Raw genomic sequence first — 16,325 nt, forward strand, 5'->3', positions numbered from 1 at the left:
GATGTCCAAGGTCATCGTTTACTCCAGCGACTACTGCCCTTACTGCATGCGAGCCAAGGCTCTGCTTGAGAACAAGGGCGTTGCCTTCGAAGAAATCAAGGTCGATGGCAAGCCACAGGTACGTGCCGAGATGGCTCAGAAGGCGGGTCGTACGTCGGTCCCGCAAATCTGGATTGGTGACAAGCATGTTGGCGGATGCGATGACCTGTTTGCTTTGGAGCGCGCAGGTAAATTGGATACGCTGCTGAACGTCTGACTCTCATTCTCTATAAGCCCCAAGATCAACAAGGATCTGTGATGACTGACCAACAGAACACCGCTGCTGTTAGCGATGAAGACACCGCTCCACAATTCTCCCTGCAGCGCATCTATGTGCGCGACCTGTCGTTCGAGGCCCCAAAAAGCCCGGCGATCTTCCGTCAGCAGTGGGAACCGAGCGTTGGTCTGGACCTGAACACCCGTCAAAAACCGCTGGAAGGCGACTTCCACGAAGTGGTTCTGACCTTGTCGGTTACCGTGAAAAACGGTGACGAAGTGGCCTTTATCGCTGAAGTGCAACAGGCTGGCATCTTCCTGATCAAAAACCTTGATCCGGCGTCGATGAACCACACCCTTGGCGCGTTTTGCCCGAACATCCTGTTCCCGTATGCCCGTGAAACCCTGGACAGCCTGGTAACTCGCGGCTCGTTCCCTGCGTTGATGCTGGCTCCGGTGAACTTCGATGCCCTGTACGCGCAAGAATTGCAGCGCATGCAGGAAGAAGGCAGCCCGACTGTTCAATAAACAGCCGATGCCAAAAAAAAGCGCCTGAGGGCGCTTTTTTTGTGTGTGGGAGGTGTGTTTACTTGAAACCCAGCTGGCGCCAGGCTTCGTACACGGCAACCGCCACGGTGTTGGACAGGTTCAGGCTACGGCAGCCTTCGCGCATCGGCAGTCGCAGGCGGTGATCGCCGTCCAGCGCGTCGAGCACCTCTGGCGGCAAACCACGGCTTTCAGGACCGAACACAAAGGCATCGCCCTCGGCAAACTGCACGTCGTGAAAGGGCTTCGAACCTTTGGTGGTAAAGGCGAACAGGCGTGGATGCCCCAGGCTTTCAAGGCAACTGGCCAGGTCGGCATGACGCTTGAGCGGCGCATACTCGTGGTAGTCGAGGCCGGCGCGGCGCAAGCGCTTGTCGTCCAGCTCAAAACCGATAGGCTCGATCAAATGCAGGTGGCAGCCGCTGTTGGCGCACAGCCTGATAATGTTGCCGGTATTCGGCGGAATTTCTGGTTGAAAAAGGATGACGTGAAACATGCACGGCTCCGAACTTAAAGATGGGCAGCATTCTACGCCTGAAGAGGACCCGCGACCGAAACTATGGCCACGGGTTTTAGGTTCTTTGGCGATAGTCGGTGTGATGGTAGGGATGATGATCGGTCGTTTGACTGCGCCCACCCCGGTAGAACTGCAACAGGTGGACGTGCTGGCGAACGGGTTGGTGGTGTGGTTCAGCGATGAGCCCAAGCTGCATGGTGAGCTGGTTGATGGCACTCTGGGGGTGTTGTTCGATGCCAAGGGCAAGCCGCAAAACGGCCAGTTAATGCTTAACGGCAAGAATGTGAACTGGCGGGTGCGGGATACGGACGCTGGTTTGCTGCTGACGGTGGTGGCAGCCCGTGCCTTGCAAGGCGACTGGGCCGGTGCGCCGCAGGATGGGCGCTGGCGTTTGCAGGTGAACCTGCGCGAGTAATAAAAGAGGGAATTCCAGCCTGCCTGTACCGGGTTCCCCAAAAGCGGTGTGCGCGTTGATGCAACAGGCATCAAGGCTGCGGGTGTAAAAGTGGGGAGTCTTGACCTGCCTGTATCAAGGTCCCCTAAAGCGGTGTTGCTTGTAATAGGTATTGCAGGGCGCGTGCCAATTTTTGTTTTTCTGTAGAAATTGCCTGATGAAAACGCAAAAGCCCCGGAATCCGGGGCTTTTGCGCATAACGCTCTCGCTAGGCTGAAAGCATTGATCTAGAGCTGTGCACGATATTGGGGCGGGTTGCTTTTGAGTGGTGCGGTCAGATCGAGCGACCCTCAGGCCTCGTCGCCATCATCCTCGTCGCCATCGATCTTCATGCCCAGTTCCTTGATCTTGCGGGTCAAGGTGTTGCGGCCCCAGCCCAGCAGCACGGCAGCGTCCCGACGACGGCCCGCAGTGTGCTTGAGTGCCGTCTCGATCATGATCCGCTCAAAGGTAGGCACCGCACTGTCGAGCAAGTTGGACTGACCACGGCCCAGTGCCTGATCCGCCCACTGGCGTAGCGCCTGCTCCCAGTTGGTGACTGGAGAGGTGTCTTGCTGCAGGTTCAGCAGCTCCGGCGGCAAGTCGCTGATGTGCACTTCGCGACCCGAAGCCATCACTGTGATCCAGCGACAGGTGTTTTCAAGCTGGCGAACGTTGCCTGGCCACGGCAGGTTCTTGAGGTACTGCTCAGTCTCGGCCTTCAGCAGCTTGGGTTCTACCGACAGCTCTTGTGCGGCGCTGCTCAGGAAGTGGCGGGCCAGGGTCGGGATGTCTTCGCGACGGTCCGACAGGCGCGGGATGTGGATGCGAATCACGTTCAGGCGGTGGAACAGGTCTTCGCGAAACTTGCCGGCCTGGACCAGGGTTTCGAGGTTCTGGTGGGTGGCGGCAATGATCCGCACATCAACCTTGACCGGGGTGTGTCCGCCAACACGGTAGAACTCGCCATCGGCCAGAACCCGCAGCAGACGGGTTTGGGTATCGGCAGGCATGTCGCCGATTTCATCCAGGAACAGAGTACCGCCATCGGCCTGTTCAAAGCGACCCCGGCGCAGGTTTGCAGCTCCGGTAAAGGCGCCTTTTTCATGGCCGAACAGCTCGGACTCCATCAGGTCCTTGGGGATCGCGGCCATGTTCAACGCGATAAATGGCGACGCGGCACGTGGGCTGTGGCGGTGCAGGGCGTGGGCCACCAGCTCCTTGCCTGTGCCTGATTCGCCGTTGATCAGAACCGTGATGTTGGAGTGGCTAAGGCGGCCAATGGCCCGAAACACCTCTTGCATCGCCGGCGCTTCGCCGATGATTTCAGGTGTTCTGGCCAGTGCCGGGGGGGCGGCCAGGCCTTGTTGTTCCTGGGCGTGCTGATTGGCACGCTTGACCAGTGACACGGCTTCATCGACGTCAAACGGCTTGGGCAGGTATTCGAATGCGCCACCTTGATAGGAGGCCACTGCGCTGTCCAGGTCGGAATGAGCGGTCATGATGATGACGGGCAGGCGCGGGTGCTGTTCGCGAATTTTGGCCAGCAAGTCCAGGCCGCTTGAGCCGGGCATGCGGATGTCCGAAATAATGACGTCGGGCTGCTGGCGAGCCAGACGGCTCATCACCCCATCGGCGCTGTCGAAACTTTGTGTGGTCATGCCTTCCTGTTGCAAGGCTTTTTCCAGGACCCAGCGGATAGAACGGTCGTCGTCGACGATCCACACGGTTTCACTTCGGCTCATGTCGATGCGGCTCCTTGTTCCAGTGGTAGAAAGATCGAGAAGAGTGTGTGGCCGGGGTGGCTTTCACACTCGATCAACCCCTGGTGCTGACTGATGATGTTCTGCGTGATGGAAAGGCCTAGCCCGGTGCCATCTGGGCGCCCGCTGACCATCGGGAAGAACAGGGTGTCTTGCAGCTCGGCCGGAATGCCCGGCCCGTTGTCGATAATTTCGATTTTGGTGACCAGCCGATGACGCACGTGGCCAATGGTGAACTGGCGCATGGCGCGGGTACGCAGGCTGATACGCCCCAGCCGCAGCTCGTTTTGGCTGCCGATGGCTTGCATCGCGTTGCGCACGATGTTGAGGACGGCCTGGATCATTTGTTCACGGTCGATCAGCAGGTCGGGCAGGCTCGGGTCATAGTCGCGCACCAATGTGATGCTGCCCTGAGTTTCGGCTTCAACCAGGCTGCACACTCGCTCCAGCACTTCGTGGACATTGGTCATGGACAGCGAAGGCAGCTTGTTGGAGCCCAGCATGCGGTCGACCAGATTACGCAGGCGGTCGGCTTCTTCGATGATCACGTTGGTGTAGTCACGCAGGTTTTCGTCCGGTAGCTGACGGGCCAGCAACTGAGCAGCCCCACGAATGCCGCCCAGAGGATTCTTGATCTCGTGGGCCATGCCGCGTACCAGCATCTTGCTGGTTTCCTGCTTGGACAGCTGGGCTTCTTCTTTGGTGATGCGCAGCAAGCGGTCACGGGGGTGGACTTCGAGCAGCAGCATCGTGCCGCCATTGCTCAAGATGGGGGTTACGGCGTAATCCACCGTGAGGTTCTGGCCTGTCAGCGAGGTCAGCATGGCTTCGCGCTTGGTAAACGGATGCGCTTGCTCAACGGCCTGGCGTAGCGAATGCAGGGCCTCGGTGGACTCTGTAAAAAGCTCACTGATGAATTGCCCGTGACTGCGTTGACCGCTGATTGCCAACAGCATCTCTGCCGCCGGGTTCATGTACTCAAGGCGCAGATCGGCATTCAGTAACAGCGTGGCGGTGGTCAGGTTGTCGAGTAACAGTCGGTGCAGGGCGTCACTGATGGTCATGGGCCGATCCCGGATTGCGTGCGCGGGTGAGGCGCTGGTGCAATGAAAATGCAAAAACCAAACCAAGGCTCTGAAAAGAAGCATTAAACGCCTGAAATAGGCGCCTGAAACCTGTTCAGACAACGCAGCCGGGCGGTGTGCAGGTGTTTTTGAACCAAATTGGGCTGGCTAATGCACGATCAAACTATAGTCGCACCAATATAGTGCAATTTTGATGAATGGATTCAGTTGCTCTGAAATGAGCCGGGGATGCCTGATTGGCGCGTTGAGGGTGGTGAGTCTGTGGCAGTCATTGTGTCGTCGCTGGCGAAGGCTGCGCTCGTCGCAAGGTCCTGCGGCCCTTGTCGCAGCCTGCGGCCAGCGGCTACAGGTTTGGTGTTGTCAGTGAGACAGTGCCATGCCAGGCGCGCCGGCATAGAACACGATCAGTTCAACGGGGGCCTTGCCGCTGATACCTCGATGTGAGGTGTTGACCACCTCGGGCAAAACCTGGCCAGGCTTGAGCGTGGTTTTGTGGATGCCGTCTTCGGTTTCGACCATCAGTTCGCCGGACACCAGGTAGGCGAGGTTGGGCATGGGGTGGCTGTGCCATTTCAGCGTGGTGTTGGCCGGGAGCGTGATCTTAACCACGGTGAATTCCGGCTTGGCGTCCGGATAGCGATAAGCCGCCCCATCCCAGGACTTGTCAGCCTTGAGCAACTGCTCGACCTTGACCTCGGTGGGGGTGTTTTTACAGCCCAGCAGTATCAGGCAGGCGCAAGTCAGGAACAGGGGTTTGAGGGCCATGAAAGGGTGCATGTCAGTCTCCGTTGGTTTGAGTGGCCTAAAGCTACCGATCACTCATCAAGGTGGCTGTCAGGTGCTGGCATGAATCCAGAGGCCCTGATCCTGTGCTCGCGTAAGACGTCGCCCACAAAAAAGCCTCCCGTAGGAGGCTTTTTCGAATCACGCCGCTTGCGCGGGCGTCACGGGATTAGCAGCTGTAGTACAGCTCGTATTCCAGTGGGTGTACGAAGGTACGAACCTGGATTTCTTCTTCGCTTTTCAGGGCGATGTAAGCGTCGATGAAGTCGTCGCTGAAAACGCCGCCTTTGGTCAGGAACGCACGACCTTTGTCCAGCTCTTCCAGGGCTTCTTTCAGGCTGCCGCAAACTTGTGGGATCTCTTTGGCCTCTTCAGGCGGCAGGTCATACAGGTTTTTGTCAGCTGCGTCGCCAGGGTGAGTCTTGTTCTGGATACCGTCCAGACCAGCCATCATCAGTGCAGCGAAGCACAGGTACGGGTTGGCCGCTGGATCCGGGAAACGTGCTTCGATACGGCGAGCTTTAGGGCTGGACACGTAAGGAATACGGATCGAAGCGGAACGGTTGCGAGCCGAGTAGGCCAGCATTACCGGAGCTTCGAAACCTGGTACCAGACGCTTGTAGGAGTTGGTAGCCGGGTTGGTGAAGCCGTTCAGTGCCTTACCGTGCTTGATGATGCCGCCGATGAAGTACAGAGCGGTGTCGGACAGGCCGGCATAGCCTTCGCCTGCGAAGGTGTTCTTGCCATCTTTGGAGATGGACATGTGAACGTGCATACCCGAGCCATTGTCGCCGTACAGAGGCTTAGGCATGAAAGTAGCGGTACGGCCGTAGGCGTCTGCCACGTTGTGTACGCAGTATTTCAGGGTCTGAACTTCGTCAGCCTTTTTCACCAGGGTGTTGAACTGCACGCCGATTTCGTTCTGGCCGGCAGTTGCCACTTCGTGGTGGTGTACTTCGATAACCAGGCCCATTTCTTCCATGGCGTTGCACATGGAGGTACGGATTTCGTGGTCATGGTCGAACGGCGGAACTGGGAAGTAGCCACCTTTGACGCCTGGACGGTGGCCTTTGTTGCCGCCTTCCACGTCCTGGTCGGACATCCACGAACCTTGTTCGGAGTAGATTTTGAACATGGAACCGGAGATATCGGACTTGAACTTCACTTGGTCGAAAATGAAGAACTCTGGCTCCGGGCCGACGAAAACGGTGTCGCCGATACCGGTGGACTTCAGGTATTCCTCGGCACGGGTAGCGATGGCGCGTGGGTCGCGGTCATAGCCTTGCATGGTCGAAGGTTCGATGATGTCGCACACCAGGATCAGCGTAGGCTGTTCGGTGAACGGGTCCAGAACGGCAGTGCTGTCGTCTGGCAGCAGGATCATGTCGGACGCTTCGATGCCTTTCCAGCCAGCAATGGAGGAGCCGTCGAACATTTTGCCGTCGGTGAAGAAGTTTTCATCCAGCGCATCACGGGCCGGCATGGTCACGTGGTGCTGAGTGCCTTTGGTATCAGTGAAGCGCAGATCAATCCACTTGACGTCATGATCTTTGATGAGTTGAACCGACTTCGACATAGTGTCCTCCGGGGTGGCTTAGGGCGGGTAGTGGAATGCCCTTAATAAGTGGTTGATGCCGGCGCGAATACTCTGCCAAGGCAACCTGCCTCACAAGGGAGCAAATTGCATGCCAGTGCCCCGACTTGGGTTTAATGCCCCAATCTCAAGCAGGTTAGAGACGAAGACTACCGATTAGGCGCACTTATCGCACTCAAATGAAGCGATTAAAGGCATTTATGTCCCATTTTGGTGCGTCGAAAACCGTTTGTACGATAACTGGTTAAACCTTGAACAATTTCCGCTATAATCCGCGCCCCCCTTTTTTGGCAGGCTGCTCGCGCGCTGTTTTCATGAAACTAATCGTTAAAGTCTTCCCCGAAATCACTATCAAGAGCCGTCCGGTTCGGATGCGTTTCGTCCGTCAATTGGCTAAAAACATCCGTGCTGTGCTCCGCGATCTGGACCCGGCTGTGGTGGTGACGGGCGTGTGGGACAACATCGAACTGCAAACGCGCGTCAGTGATCCTAAAGCCTTGAAAGAAATGACCGAACGCCTGAGCTGCATGCCGGGCATCGCGCATTTCCTGCAAGTTGACGAGTACCCGCTGGGCGACTTCGACGACGTCGTTGAGAAGTGCAAATTGCACTTTGGCGATGCGCTGGCCGGCAAGATCTTTTCCGTGCGTTGCAAACGCGGTGGCAAGCACCCATTTACCTCGATGGAAATCGAGAAATACGTCGGCAGCAAGCTGCGTCGTGAGTGCGGGGCGGCCGGAATTGATCTGAAAAAGCCGGAAATTGAAGTGCGCTTCGAAATTCGCGACCAACGGTTGTTTGTGATTCACAGCCAGCACGACAGCATAGGCGGCTTCCCGCTGGGCTCTCTGGAACAGACCCTGGTGTTGATGTCCGGCGGTTTCGATTCCACCGTCGCGGCCTACCAGATCATGCGTCGCGGCCTGATGAGCCACTTCTGCTTCTTCAATCTGGGCGGACGTGCCCATGAACTGGGCGTGATGGAAGTCGCGCACTTTATATGGAAGAAGTACGGCAGCTCCCAGCGTGTGCTGTTTGTCAGCGTTCCGTTCGAAGAAGTTTTGGGCGAAATTCTCGGCAAAGTCGATAACAGTCATATGGGCGTCATTTTGAAGCGTATGATGTTGCGCGCTGCGACCCGTATTGCCGAACGTCTCGAAATTGAAGTGCTGGTGACGGGTGAAGCGATTTCCCAGGTGTCGAGCCAGACGCTGCCCAACTTGTCGCTGATTGACTCGGCTACCGACAAACTGGTGTTGCGTCCGCTGATTGCGAGCCACAAGCAGGACATCATTGATCAGGCGGTTGAAATCGGTACGGCCGATTTTGCCAAGCACATGCCTGAATATTGCGGGGTGATTTCGGTCAACCCCAAGACCCACGCCAAACGCAACCGCGTGGAGTACGAAGAACAACAGTTCGATATGGCCGTGCTCGAGCGAGCGCTTGAGCGGGCCAAAATGGTGCCGATTGATCGAGTGATCGAGGAATTGGGCCAGGACTTGCAAGTCGAAGAAGTCAGCGAAGTGCTGGCGGGCCAGATCGTGATCGACATCCGTCACCCGGATGCTCAGGAAGATCAACCGCTGGAACTGGCTGGCATCGAAGTACAAGCGTTGCCGTTCTATGCACTGAACAGCCGCTTCAAGGAACTGGATGACACTCGTCAGTACCTGTTGTATTGCGACAAAGGCGTGATGAGTCGCCTGCATGCTCACCATTTGCTCAGTGAGGGACATGCCAATGTGCGCGTTTATCGACCGAGCTAAGAGCCCGGGGCTGTATGCCTGTGGCCTGCGTCACCGGCCCCCCGACGCCACCGTCAAGCTGTAACGGCTTGCACGGACTCTACTGTTAATCGCTGCCTGGACTCAGTCAGCACACCGAATCCTCTGATCGAGATACACAAGTGATCGAAAATCTACGTAACATCGCCATCATTGCTCACGTTGACCACGGTAAAACTACCCTGGTAGACAAACTCTTGCGTCAATCCGGCACTCTGGAGCGCAACGAGCTCAACGACGAGCGCGTGATGGACTCCAACGACCAGGAAAAAGAGCGCGGCATTACCATTCTTGCCAAGAACACCGCTATTAACTGGAACGGCTACCACATCAACATCGTGGACACCCCGGGCCACGCCGACTTCGGCGGCGAAGTTGAACGCGTAATGTCGATGGTTGACTCCGTTCTGCTGCTGGTTGACGCTCAAGACGGCCCTATGCCGCAAACCCGTTTCGTGACCAAGAAGGCTTTCGAAGCCGGCCTGCGTCCAATCGTGGTGATCAACAAGGTTGACCGTCCAGGCGCGCGTCCGGACTGGGTTCTGGATCAGATCTTCGACCTGTTCGACAACCTGGGTGCTACCGAAGAACAGCTGGACTTCAAAGTAGTTTACGCCTCGGCCCTGAACGGTATTGCTGGTCTTGACCACACCGACATGGCTGAAGACATGACCCCGCTGTACCAGTCGATCGTCGACAACGTACCGGCTCCAAAAGTTGACCGTGACGGTCCATTCCAGATGCAAATCTCGGCACTGGACTACAACAGCTTCCTGGGCATTATCGGCGTTGGCCGTATCGCTCGTGGTCGCGTCAAGCCAAACACCCAGGTTGTGGCTATCGATGCCGACGGCAAGCGCCGTAACGGTCGTATCCTGAAGCTGATGGGTCACCACGGTCTGCACCGTATCGACGTTGACGAAGCAGCTGCCGGCGACATCGTCTGCATCAGCGGCTTCGACCAGCTGTTCATCTCCGACACTCTGTGCGACCCACTGAATGTTGAAGCGATGAAGCCGCTGACCGTTGACGAACCTACCGTTTCGATGACCTTCCAGGTTAACGACTCGCCGTTCTGCGGCCGTGAAGGCAAGTTCGTAACCAGCCGTAACATCAAAGAGCGTCTGGACAAAGAACTGCTGTACAACGTTGCTCTGCGCGTTGAAGAAGGCGACACCGCTGACAAGTTCAAAGTGTCTGGCCGTGGTGAGCTGCACTTGTCCGTACTGATCGAAACCATGCGTCGCGAAGGCTTCGAAATGGGTGTTGGTCGTCCGGAAGTGATCATCCGCATGGTTGACGGCGTTAAGCACGAACCGTACGAAAACGTAACCATCGACCTGCCAGAAGAATCCCAGGGTTCTATCATGGAACAGATCGGTATCCGTAAAGGCGATCTGACCAACATGGTTCCGGATGGCAAGGGTCGTGTTCGTCTTGAATACAACATCCCTGCACGTGGCCTGATCGGTTTCCGTAACGAGTTCCTGACTCTGACTTCGGGCGCTGGCATCCTGACCTCGATCTTCGACCGTTACGACGTGATGAAGTCGGGCGACATGTCCGGCCGTCAGAACGGCGTTCTGGTTTCGGTTGCTACCGGTAAGGCTCTGACTTACTCGCTGGAAACCCTGCAAGCTCGCGGCAAACTGTTCCTGGGTCACGGTGAAGACGTGTACGAAGGTCAAATCGTCGGCATCAACAGCCGCGACAACGACCTGGGCGTTAACCCAACCAAAGGCAAGAAGCTCGACAACATGCGTGCTTCGGGTAAAGACGAAACCATCGCTTTGGTTCCGCCTATCCGCTTCACTCTGGAGCAAGCTCTGGAATTCGTACAGGAAGATGAACTGTGCGAAGTAACGCCTAAGTCCATCCGTCTTCGTAAGAAGATCCTGGGCGAAAGCGAGCGTACCCGCGCTGCGAAGAAATCCGGTAACAACTAAGTTATTTAGTTAGCCGTAAAAAAACGCCCCCGACCTTGCGGTCGGGGGCGTTTTTTTATGTCCGGGTTTTAGACGTTTACCTGTAGCCGCAGCCAGCGGCAGCGGCTACAGGTGATGCCTTAGAAAACCATCAACTTCTCGCTGCTGTTCTTGCGCTCAACGGCTTTAGGCACGTAGGCGCAATAACCAGGGCGCGGGCCCACTCGCGGGTGGTTGCGGCAGGTGTCCGGGCGGATTTCATAGATGGTGCACATCCGTGACTTGCGATCCAGATACAGGCAGTCGTTGTTGCTCATGCGCTGCAACGTGAAAATCCCGGACTTCTGGTTGAAGCGCTCCACGATCCCTTCTTTTTGCAGGCGCTTGGCGATGTTCTTCGGTGGGTCGCCCATCTCGAATTCATCGACGATGCCGATGCGGATCAGGTCTTTGATCTTGACCTCGACCGGCAACGTGCAGCAACTGGAAATGCAGGAGCCGCACATGGGCGCGGAGTATTTGGCCCAGGTATCGAGACGGTCGATTTCCGCGGCGGCGATCAGGTTGGACTTCATCAGGCTTGTATTCCAGCGTGCATCAGGGCGCGCGATCATACCGGTGTTGATGAATGTGTGAACAACCATTTGCCGGTTTTTCGATCAGGGCCATGTTTTAAAGCATTCAACGGCGTATTCGCCTCGTTTTGGGGCATCGTACATTTCGTCAGTTTTATTTAAACAATCATCCAAAAAAATCTTTAACCAAGTCACTTTGTTTCTGTCCAAGCGTCTAGGCTGACACCATTCGTTCTTCAAATCGCCCTATCTCGATTGAGGTTGTATCGATGTCCCAGGAACCGCTTGTTCGTGACGCACAGGTGGCGGCTTTCCGTGCCGCTGTAGTAGCCAAACTGACTTACGCGGTGGGTAAGGACCCGGAACACGCGTTTGACCATGACTGGTTTGAAGCTATTGCTCTGGCCGCCCGCGACCATATGGTCGAGCACTGGATGGACCACACGCGCCAGATTTATCGCAAGGACCAGAAACGGGTGTACTACCTGTCGCTGGAATTTCTGATCGGCCGCTTGCTGTATGACAGCCTGAGCAATCTGGGGCTGCTGGAGGTGGCCCGCGAAGCACTGACCGAGCTTGGGGTCGACCTGGAGCGTATCCGCCTGCTGGAGCCGGATGCGGCGCTGGGCAACGGCGGTCTGGGCCGGTTGGCCGCCTGCTTTATGGAAAGCATGTCGACCCTGGGCATTGCGGCTCACGGCTACGGCATCCGCTACGAGCACGGTCTGTTTCGCCAGAGCATTGTCGACGGCTGGCAACAGGAGCAGACCGAGAACTGGCTGGACTTCGGCAACCCCTGGGAGTTCGAGCGTGCCGAGGTGTTGTACTCGGTCGGCTTTGGCGGTTCGGTCGAGACCAAACAGGATGAGCAGGGCCAGCTACGCCAGATCTGGTGGCCGGGCGAGACCGTACGGGCCATTGCGTATGACACCCCCGTAGTGGGTTGGCGCGGGGCCAGTGTCAACACCTTGCGCCTGTGGCGGGCGAGGGCGCTGCACGATTTGAACCTGGGCCGGTTCAACGCGGGCGACCATTTGGGCGCAGTGGCTGAAGTGGTGCGGGCTGAAAGCATCTCTCGCGTGCTGTACCCGGCTGACAGCAACGAAGCGGGGCAAGAGCTGCGCCTGCGCCAGGAGTTCTTCTTTGTATCGGCCTCGCTGCAGGACCTGCTGCGTCGTCATCTGCACGTGCATGACACGCTGTTGAACCTGGCCGAGCATGTCTCGATCCAGCTCAATGACACCCATCCCTCGATTGCCGTTGCCGAGTTGATGCGCATTCTGGTCGATGAACACGGCATCGAGTGGCACGCGGCGTGGCAGGTCACGGTCGATACCCTGTCATACACCAACCACACACTGCTTCCCGAGGCGCTCGAAACCTGGCCCGTTGGCTTGATGGAGCGCCTGTTGCCGCGCCATATGCAGATTATTTATCTGATCAACGCGCACCATATCGATGCGTTGCGGGCCAAGGGCATTCACGACTTTGACGTGCTGCGTGCGGTTTCGCTGATTGAAGAGGACCACGGGCGGCGAGTGCGCATGGGCAACCTGGCCTTCCTGGGTTCCCACAGCGTGAACGGGGTGTCCGGGCTGCACACTCAGTTGATGCGCAGCACCGTGTTTGCCGAACTGCACAAGCTCTACCCTGATCGGATCAACAACAAAACCAACGGTGTCACCTTCCGCCGCTGGCTGTTCCAGGCCAACCCACCGTTGACCTCGATGCTGGTGGATGCGCTGGGGGCCGATGTCCTTGATGAAACCGAGTACAAGCTGATCAAGCTGGAGCCTTTTGCCGAGCGTGCCGATTTTCGCAAACGTTTCGCCGAACAGCGCCTGCAAAGCAAATGCACCCTGGCGGCGCTGATTTATGAGCGTTTGGGTATCGTGGTCAGCCCTGAAGCGATGTTCGATGTGCAGGTCAAACGGATTCACGAGTACAAGCGCCAGCTGCTCAACCTGATGCACACCGTGGCGCTGTACCAGGCCATTCGTGCCGAGCCGGGTAATCACTGGGTGCCACGGGTGAAAATTTTTGCCGGCAAGTCGGCGGCCAGTTATGAACAGGCCAAACTCATCATCAAACTGGCCAACGACATCGCCCGTACCGTCAACAATGACCCCACCGTGCGTGGTTTGCTCAAGGTGGTGTTTATCCCCAACTACAACGTCAGCCTGGCCGAAAGCATCATTCCGGCGGCGGATCTGTCCGAGCAGATATCCACTGCAGGCTACGAAGCATCGGGCACCAGTAACATGAAATTCGGCCTTAACGGCGCACTGACCATCGGCACGATGGATGGGGCCAACGTGGAGATGTGCGAGCGGGTCGGGGCGGACAACATGTTCATCTTCGGGCTCAGTTCGCAGCAGGTTGAAGCGCGCAAACACAATGGCGAGTTCCACGCGGCGCCGGATGTGGCCGCATCCCATCGGCTCAATGATGTGCTGCAGGCGATTCGCGGCGGGGTGTTTTCACACGATGACCCGGCGCGCTACACCGGGCTGGTGGACTCACTGATCGAGTACGACCGGTTTCTGGTGTGTGCGGATTTCGATGCTTATTGGGATGCGCAGATGCGCGTGGAACACCTGTGGCAGGACAAGGACGAGTGGTGGCGCAAGGCGGTGCTGAACACGGCGCGCATGGGCTGGTTCTCATCGGACCGCACCATTCGTGAGTACGCCACCGACATCTGGAAAGCGCTGTAGAACGTTTCACAGACTGTGGGAGCGGGCTTGCTCGCGATTGAATCGACGCGGTTTGGCTCAAATCCGCATCGCATGCATCGCGAGCAAGCCCGCTCCCACGGGGGTTGTTGGTGGCTGTTTTGGAACCCGCTCTGTCGGTTCTGAGTCTGATTAGAAGATTTGCACGGCAACACGCGCTAAACTGCGCGGGTTTTTCGCCCCCTCCCCATTGTTCGGAGCCTTACATGTCCCGCGTTACCCTGAGTCGCTATTTGATCGAGCAGACCCGCAGCAACAACACGCCTGCTGATTTGCGTTTCCTCATCGAAGTGGTGGCGCGTGCTTGCAAAGAGATCAGCCACGCCGTGTCCAAAGGCGCCCTGGGTGGTGTTCTGGGCAGCATGGGCACCGAAAACGTACAAGGTGAAGTGCAGAAGAAACTCGACGTGATTTCCAACGAGATCCTGCTCGAAGCCAACGAATGGGGCGGTCACCTGGCCGGCATGGCGTCCGAAGAAATGGACAATGCCTACCAGATCCCGGGCAAGTACCCGAAAGGCGCCTACCTGCTGGTATTCGACCCACTGGACGGTTCGTCGAACATTGATATCAACGCTCCGGTCGGCACTATCTTCTCTGTGCTGCGTTGCCCGAACGAATACCTGACCCAGAATGAGCCGTTGAACGAAAAGGCCTTCCTGCAGCCAGGCACCCAGCAGGTAGCTGCCGGCTATGCCATCTACGGTCCTCAGACCATGCTGGTATTGACCCTGGGCGACGGCGTCAAAGGCTTCACCCTGGACCGTGAAATGGGCAGCTTCGTTCTGACCCACGAAGACATCACCATTCCTGAAACCACCCAGGAATTTGCCATCAACATGTCCAACCAGCGTCACTGGGAAGCTCCGGTCCAACGCTACGTAGACGAGTTGCTGGCGGGCGAAGAAGGTCCGTTGAACAAGAACTTCAACATGCGTTGGGTGGCCGCGATGGTTGCCGACGTACACCGTATCCTGACCCGCGGTGGCCTGTTCATGTACCCGCGCGACAGCCGTGAGCCGTCCAAGCCGGGCAAGCTGCGCTTGATGTACGAAGCCAATCCGATGTCGTTTCTGGTTGAACAGGCGGGCGGTGCGTCCACTGACGGCCATCAGCGCATCCTCGATATCCAGCCTGAAGGCCTGCACCAGCGTGTAGCGGTGTACCTGGGCTCGAAAGAAGAAGTGGCGCGCATTACCGATTACCACAAAGCCTAAGCACGCCTCACTGCCCCCTCCTGTGGGAGCGGGCTTGCTCGCGATAGCATCGACACGGTCAATCAGTTGAACCGGGTTGCATGTATCGCGAGCAAGCTCGCTCCCACTGGCGTTTCAGATCATTGTCTTTGCCTGACTTATCCCCCTCGCCAAACAAATCCCTGCACCCTGCGGGAACCACCCTGCGCTTTTCTCTTCTAAGCTTGCATCAGGCATCTATGCCGACCTTTCCATGCAGGAGCTTTCCATGAAGTTGCGTACTTTGGCGGTGTTGTCGTTCTGCGTATTGCTGGCGGCGTGCAGCAAGATCAATCAACAAAACTACTCAAAACTGTCGGCAGGCATGACCAAGGCTGAGGTTGAACAGCTGCTGGGCAGCCCGACCGATTGTTCGGGTGCATTGGGGGTGTCGAGCTGCACCTGGGGCGATCAGAAGAGCTTTATCAGCGTGCAATACGCGGGCGATAAAGTGCTGATTTTTTCGGGGCAGGGTCTGAAGTAATACCGCTCAGGAGCGTTCGCGATGAAACGTCTTTTAGTCAGCCTGGGGGCCGCACTGTTGCTGGCCGGGTGCGCGGGTTCCAGCAGCGATTCGCTGGCGCCCAACACCGTTGCAAGCGTCGATCTCAAGCGCTATCAGGGCACCTGGTATGAGTTGGCGCGCTTGCCGATGTTCTTCCAGCGCAACTGTGCGCAGTCCGAAGCCCATTACAGCTTGAAGCCTGACGGCAACGTAGCGGTGTTGAACCGCTGCCGCACAGCAGAGGGCAAGTGGGAAGAGGCAAAGGGCACGGCAACGCCGCAGGTGGCGGGTAAAACCGACAAGCTGTGGGTCGAGTTCGACAATTGGGTATCAACAGTACTGCCGGGTGTCACCAAGGGCGACTACTGGGTGTTGTACCTGGGGGACGACTACAGCACGGCGCTGGTGGGCAACCCCGACCGCCGCTATTTGTGGTTGTTGTCGCGCAAACCGCAGGTTGATCAGCAAACCCGTGATGAATTGCTCAGCAAGGCTCAGCAGCAGGGCTACGACACGTCACGTTTGATCTGGCGTACGCCGGATGCACAGATGCCCAAAGACACCCAATAAACAAAAACGCCCCTCAG

Annotated in this window: 15 protein-coding genes; 9 read left to right on the top strand and 6 right to left on the bottom strand. The window is 57.3% G+C overall.

Features of this window, described 5'->3' with window-relative positions:
• The first annotated feature begins 1 nt into the window (after position 1).
• Entirely contained in the window at positions 2-256 is a 255-nt protein-coding gene (grxC, locus tag AACY07_RS20435) for a glutaredoxin 3 (protein WP_133079127.1), read from the top strand.
• Between the two features lie 41 nt (positions 257-297).
• A complete protein-coding gene (gene secB / locus AACY07_RS20440) occupies positions 298-783 on the top strand; it encodes a protein-export chaperone SecB (RefSeq protein WP_003438592.1) in 486 nt (161 codons plus the stop codon).
• A gap of 58 nt (positions 784-841) precedes the next feature.
• Here the strand turns inward: secB and trmL are convergent, their stop codons facing one another.
• Positions 842-1,297: a tRNA (uridine(34)/cytosine(34)/5-carboxymethylaminomethyluridine(34)-2'-O)-methyltransferase TrmL gene (gene trmL / locus AACY07_RS20445; protein ID WP_133079128.1), complete on the bottom strand. Its 456-nt coding sequence runs from the start codon at positions 1,295-1,297 to the stop codon at positions 842-844.
• Here trmL and AACY07_RS20450 point away from each other — a divergent pair.
• Complete coding sequence (locus tag AACY07_RS20450; protein WP_133079129.1) at positions 1,296-1,733, top strand: hypothetical protein; 438 nt, start codon at positions 1,296-1,298, stop codon at positions 1,731-1,733. The two genes, trmL and AACY07_RS20450, sit on opposite strands and share 2 nt — an antisense overlap.
• Positions 1,734-2,062: 329 nt before the next feature.
• Here AACY07_RS20450 and ntrC read toward each other — a convergent pair whose 3' ends face one another.
• The 4 genes from ntrC to glnA all read right to left on the bottom strand — a co-directional run bounded on the left by ntrC (position 2,063) and on the right by glnA (position 6,958).
• Positions 2,063-3,496 carry a nitrogen regulation protein NR(I) gene (gene ntrC, locus AACY07_RS20455; RefSeq protein ID WP_133079130.1) on the bottom strand — a complete coding sequence of 478 codons (1,434 nt, stop codon included), beginning with the start codon at positions 3,494-3,496 and terminating at the stop codon, positions 2,063-2,065.
• Positions 3,493-4,578 carry a nitrogen regulation protein NR(II) gene (glnL, locus tag AACY07_RS20460; protein ID WP_339477147.1) on the bottom strand — a complete coding sequence of 362 codons (1,086 nt, stop codon included), beginning with the start codon at positions 4,576-4,578 and terminating at the stop codon, positions 3,493-3,495. The genes ntrC and glnL overlap by 4 nt, the downstream gene beginning before the upstream one ends.
• A 381-nt stretch (positions 4,579-4,959) precedes the next feature.
• Positions 4,960-5,376, bottom strand: coding sequence for a cupin domain-containing protein (locus AACY07_RS20465; RefSeq protein ID WP_339477149.1), 417 nt, complete (start codon positions 5,374-5,376; stop codon positions 4,960-4,962).
• A gap of 175 nt (positions 5,377-5,551) precedes the next feature.
• On the bottom strand, positions 5,552-6,958 hold the full coding sequence (glnA, locus tag AACY07_RS20470) for a glutamate--ammonia ligase (RefSeq protein ID WP_095035246.1): 1,407 nt from the start codon (positions 6,956-6,958) through the stop codon (positions 5,552-5,554).
• Positions 6,959-7,290: 332 nt separating this feature from the next.
• Between glnA and thiI the strand changes: the two genes are divergently transcribed.
• Both thiI and typA read left to right on the top strand, forming a co-directional pair.
• Entirely contained in the window at positions 7,291-8,745 is a 1,455-nt protein-coding gene (gene thiI / locus AACY07_RS20475) for a tRNA uracil 4-sulfurtransferase ThiI (protein ID WP_133079133.1), read from the top strand.
• A 140-nt stretch (positions 8,746-8,885) separates the two neighbouring features.
• Positions 8,886-10,709, top strand: a complete 1,824-nt coding sequence (gene typA, locus AACY07_RS20480) for a translational GTPase TypA (protein WP_133079134.1) — start codon at positions 8,886-8,888, stop codon at positions 10,707-10,709.
• 119 nt (positions 10,710-10,828) lie between these two features.
• On the opposite strand, the gene AACY07_RS20485 is transcribed toward typA, so the two are convergent.
• Entirely contained in the window at positions 10,829-11,266 is a 438-nt protein-coding gene (locus AACY07_RS20485; protein WP_037031547.1) for a YkgJ family cysteine cluster protein, read from the bottom strand.
• Between the two features lie 266 nt (positions 11,267-11,532).
• Here AACY07_RS20485 and AACY07_RS20490 point away from each other — a divergent pair, with 266 nt between their 5' ends.
• The 4 genes from AACY07_RS20490 to AACY07_RS20505 all read left to right on the top strand — a co-directional run bounded on the left by AACY07_RS20490 (position 11,533) and on the right by AACY07_RS20505 (position 16,308).
• Positions 11,533-13,980 carry a glycogen/starch/alpha-glucan phosphorylase gene (locus tag AACY07_RS20490; RefSeq protein WP_339477153.1) on the top strand — a complete coding sequence of 816 codons (2,448 nt, stop codon included), beginning with the start codon at positions 11,533-11,535 and terminating at the stop codon, positions 13,978-13,980.
• Positions 13,981-14,204: 224 nt separating this feature from the next.
• On the top strand, positions 14,205-15,215 hold the full coding sequence (locus AACY07_RS20495; RefSeq protein ID WP_019821792.1) for a class 1 fructose-bisphosphatase: 1,011 nt from the start codon (positions 14,205-14,207) through the stop codon (positions 15,213-15,215).
• A 247-nt stretch (positions 15,216-15,462) separates the two neighbouring features.
• Positions 15,463-15,717, top strand: a complete 255-nt coding sequence (bamE, locus tag AACY07_RS20500; RefSeq protein WP_133079136.1) for an outer membrane protein assembly factor BamE domain-containing protein — start codon at positions 15,463-15,465, stop codon at positions 15,715-15,717.
• Positions 15,718-15,738: 21 nt separating this feature from the next.
• On the top strand, positions 15,739-16,308 hold the full coding sequence (locus AACY07_RS20505) for a lipocalin family protein (protein WP_339477157.1): 570 nt from the start codon (positions 15,739-15,741) through the stop codon (positions 16,306-16,308).
• Positions 16,309-16,325 lie beyond the last annotated feature (17 nt).

The sequence above is a fragment of the Pseudomonas sp. RL_5y_Pfl2_69 genome, assembly GCF_963970465.1.
Lineage (GTDB): Bacteria > Pseudomonadota > Gammaproteobacteria > Pseudomonadales > Pseudomonadaceae > Aquipseudomonas.

What these genes read in the sequence shown, in the direction of transcription:
- grxC (WP_133079127.1), top strand. Translation starts at nt 2, where the DNA reads ATGTCCAAGGTCATCGTTTACTCCAGCGACTACTGCCCTTACTGCATG.
- secB (WP_003438592.1), top strand. Translation starts at nt 298, where the DNA reads ATGACTGACCAACAGAACACCGCTGCTGTTAGCGATGAAGACACCGCT.
- AACY07_RS20450 (WP_133079129.1), top strand. Translation starts at nt 1,296, where the DNA reads ATGCACGGCTCCGAACTTAAAGATGGGCAGCATTCTACGCCTGAAGAG.
- trmL (WP_133079128.1), bottom strand. Translation starts at nt 1,297, where the DNA reads ATGTTTCACGTCATCCTTTTTCAACCAGAAATTCCGCCGAATACCGGC.
- ntrC (WP_133079130.1), bottom strand. Translation starts at nt 3,496, where the DNA reads ATGAGCCGAAGTGAAACCGTGTGGATCGTCGACGACGACCGTTCTATC.
- glnL (WP_339477147.1), bottom strand. Translation starts at nt 4,578, where the DNA reads ATGACCATCAGTGACGCCCTGCACCGACTGTTACTCGACAACCTGACC.
- AACY07_RS20465 (WP_339477149.1), bottom strand. Translation starts at nt 5,376, where the DNA reads ATGCACCCTTTCATGGCCCTCAAACCCCTGTTCCTGACTTGCGCCTGC.
- glnA (WP_095035246.1), bottom strand. Translation starts at nt 6,958, where the DNA reads ATGTCGAAGTCGGTTCAACTCATCAAAGATCATGACGTCAAGTGGATT.
- thiI (WP_133079133.1), top strand. Translation starts at nt 7,291, where the DNA reads ATGAAACTAATCGTTAAAGTCTTCCCCGAAATCACTATCAAGAGCCGT.
- AACY07_RS20490 (WP_339477153.1), top strand. Translation starts at nt 11,533, where the DNA reads ATGTCCCAGGAACCGCTTGTTCGTGACGCACAGGTGGCGGCTTTCCGT.
- AACY07_RS20495 (WP_019821792.1), top strand. Translation starts at nt 14,205, where the DNA reads ATGTCCCGCGTTACCCTGAGTCGCTATTTGATCGAGCAGACCCGCAGC.
- bamE (WP_133079136.1), top strand. Translation starts at nt 15,463, where the DNA reads ATGAAGTTGCGTACTTTGGCGGTGTTGTCGTTCTGCGTATTGCTGGCG.
- AACY07_RS20505 (WP_339477157.1), top strand. Translation starts at nt 15,739, where the DNA reads ATGAAACGTCTTTTAGTCAGCCTGGGGGCCGCACTGTTGCTGGCCGGG.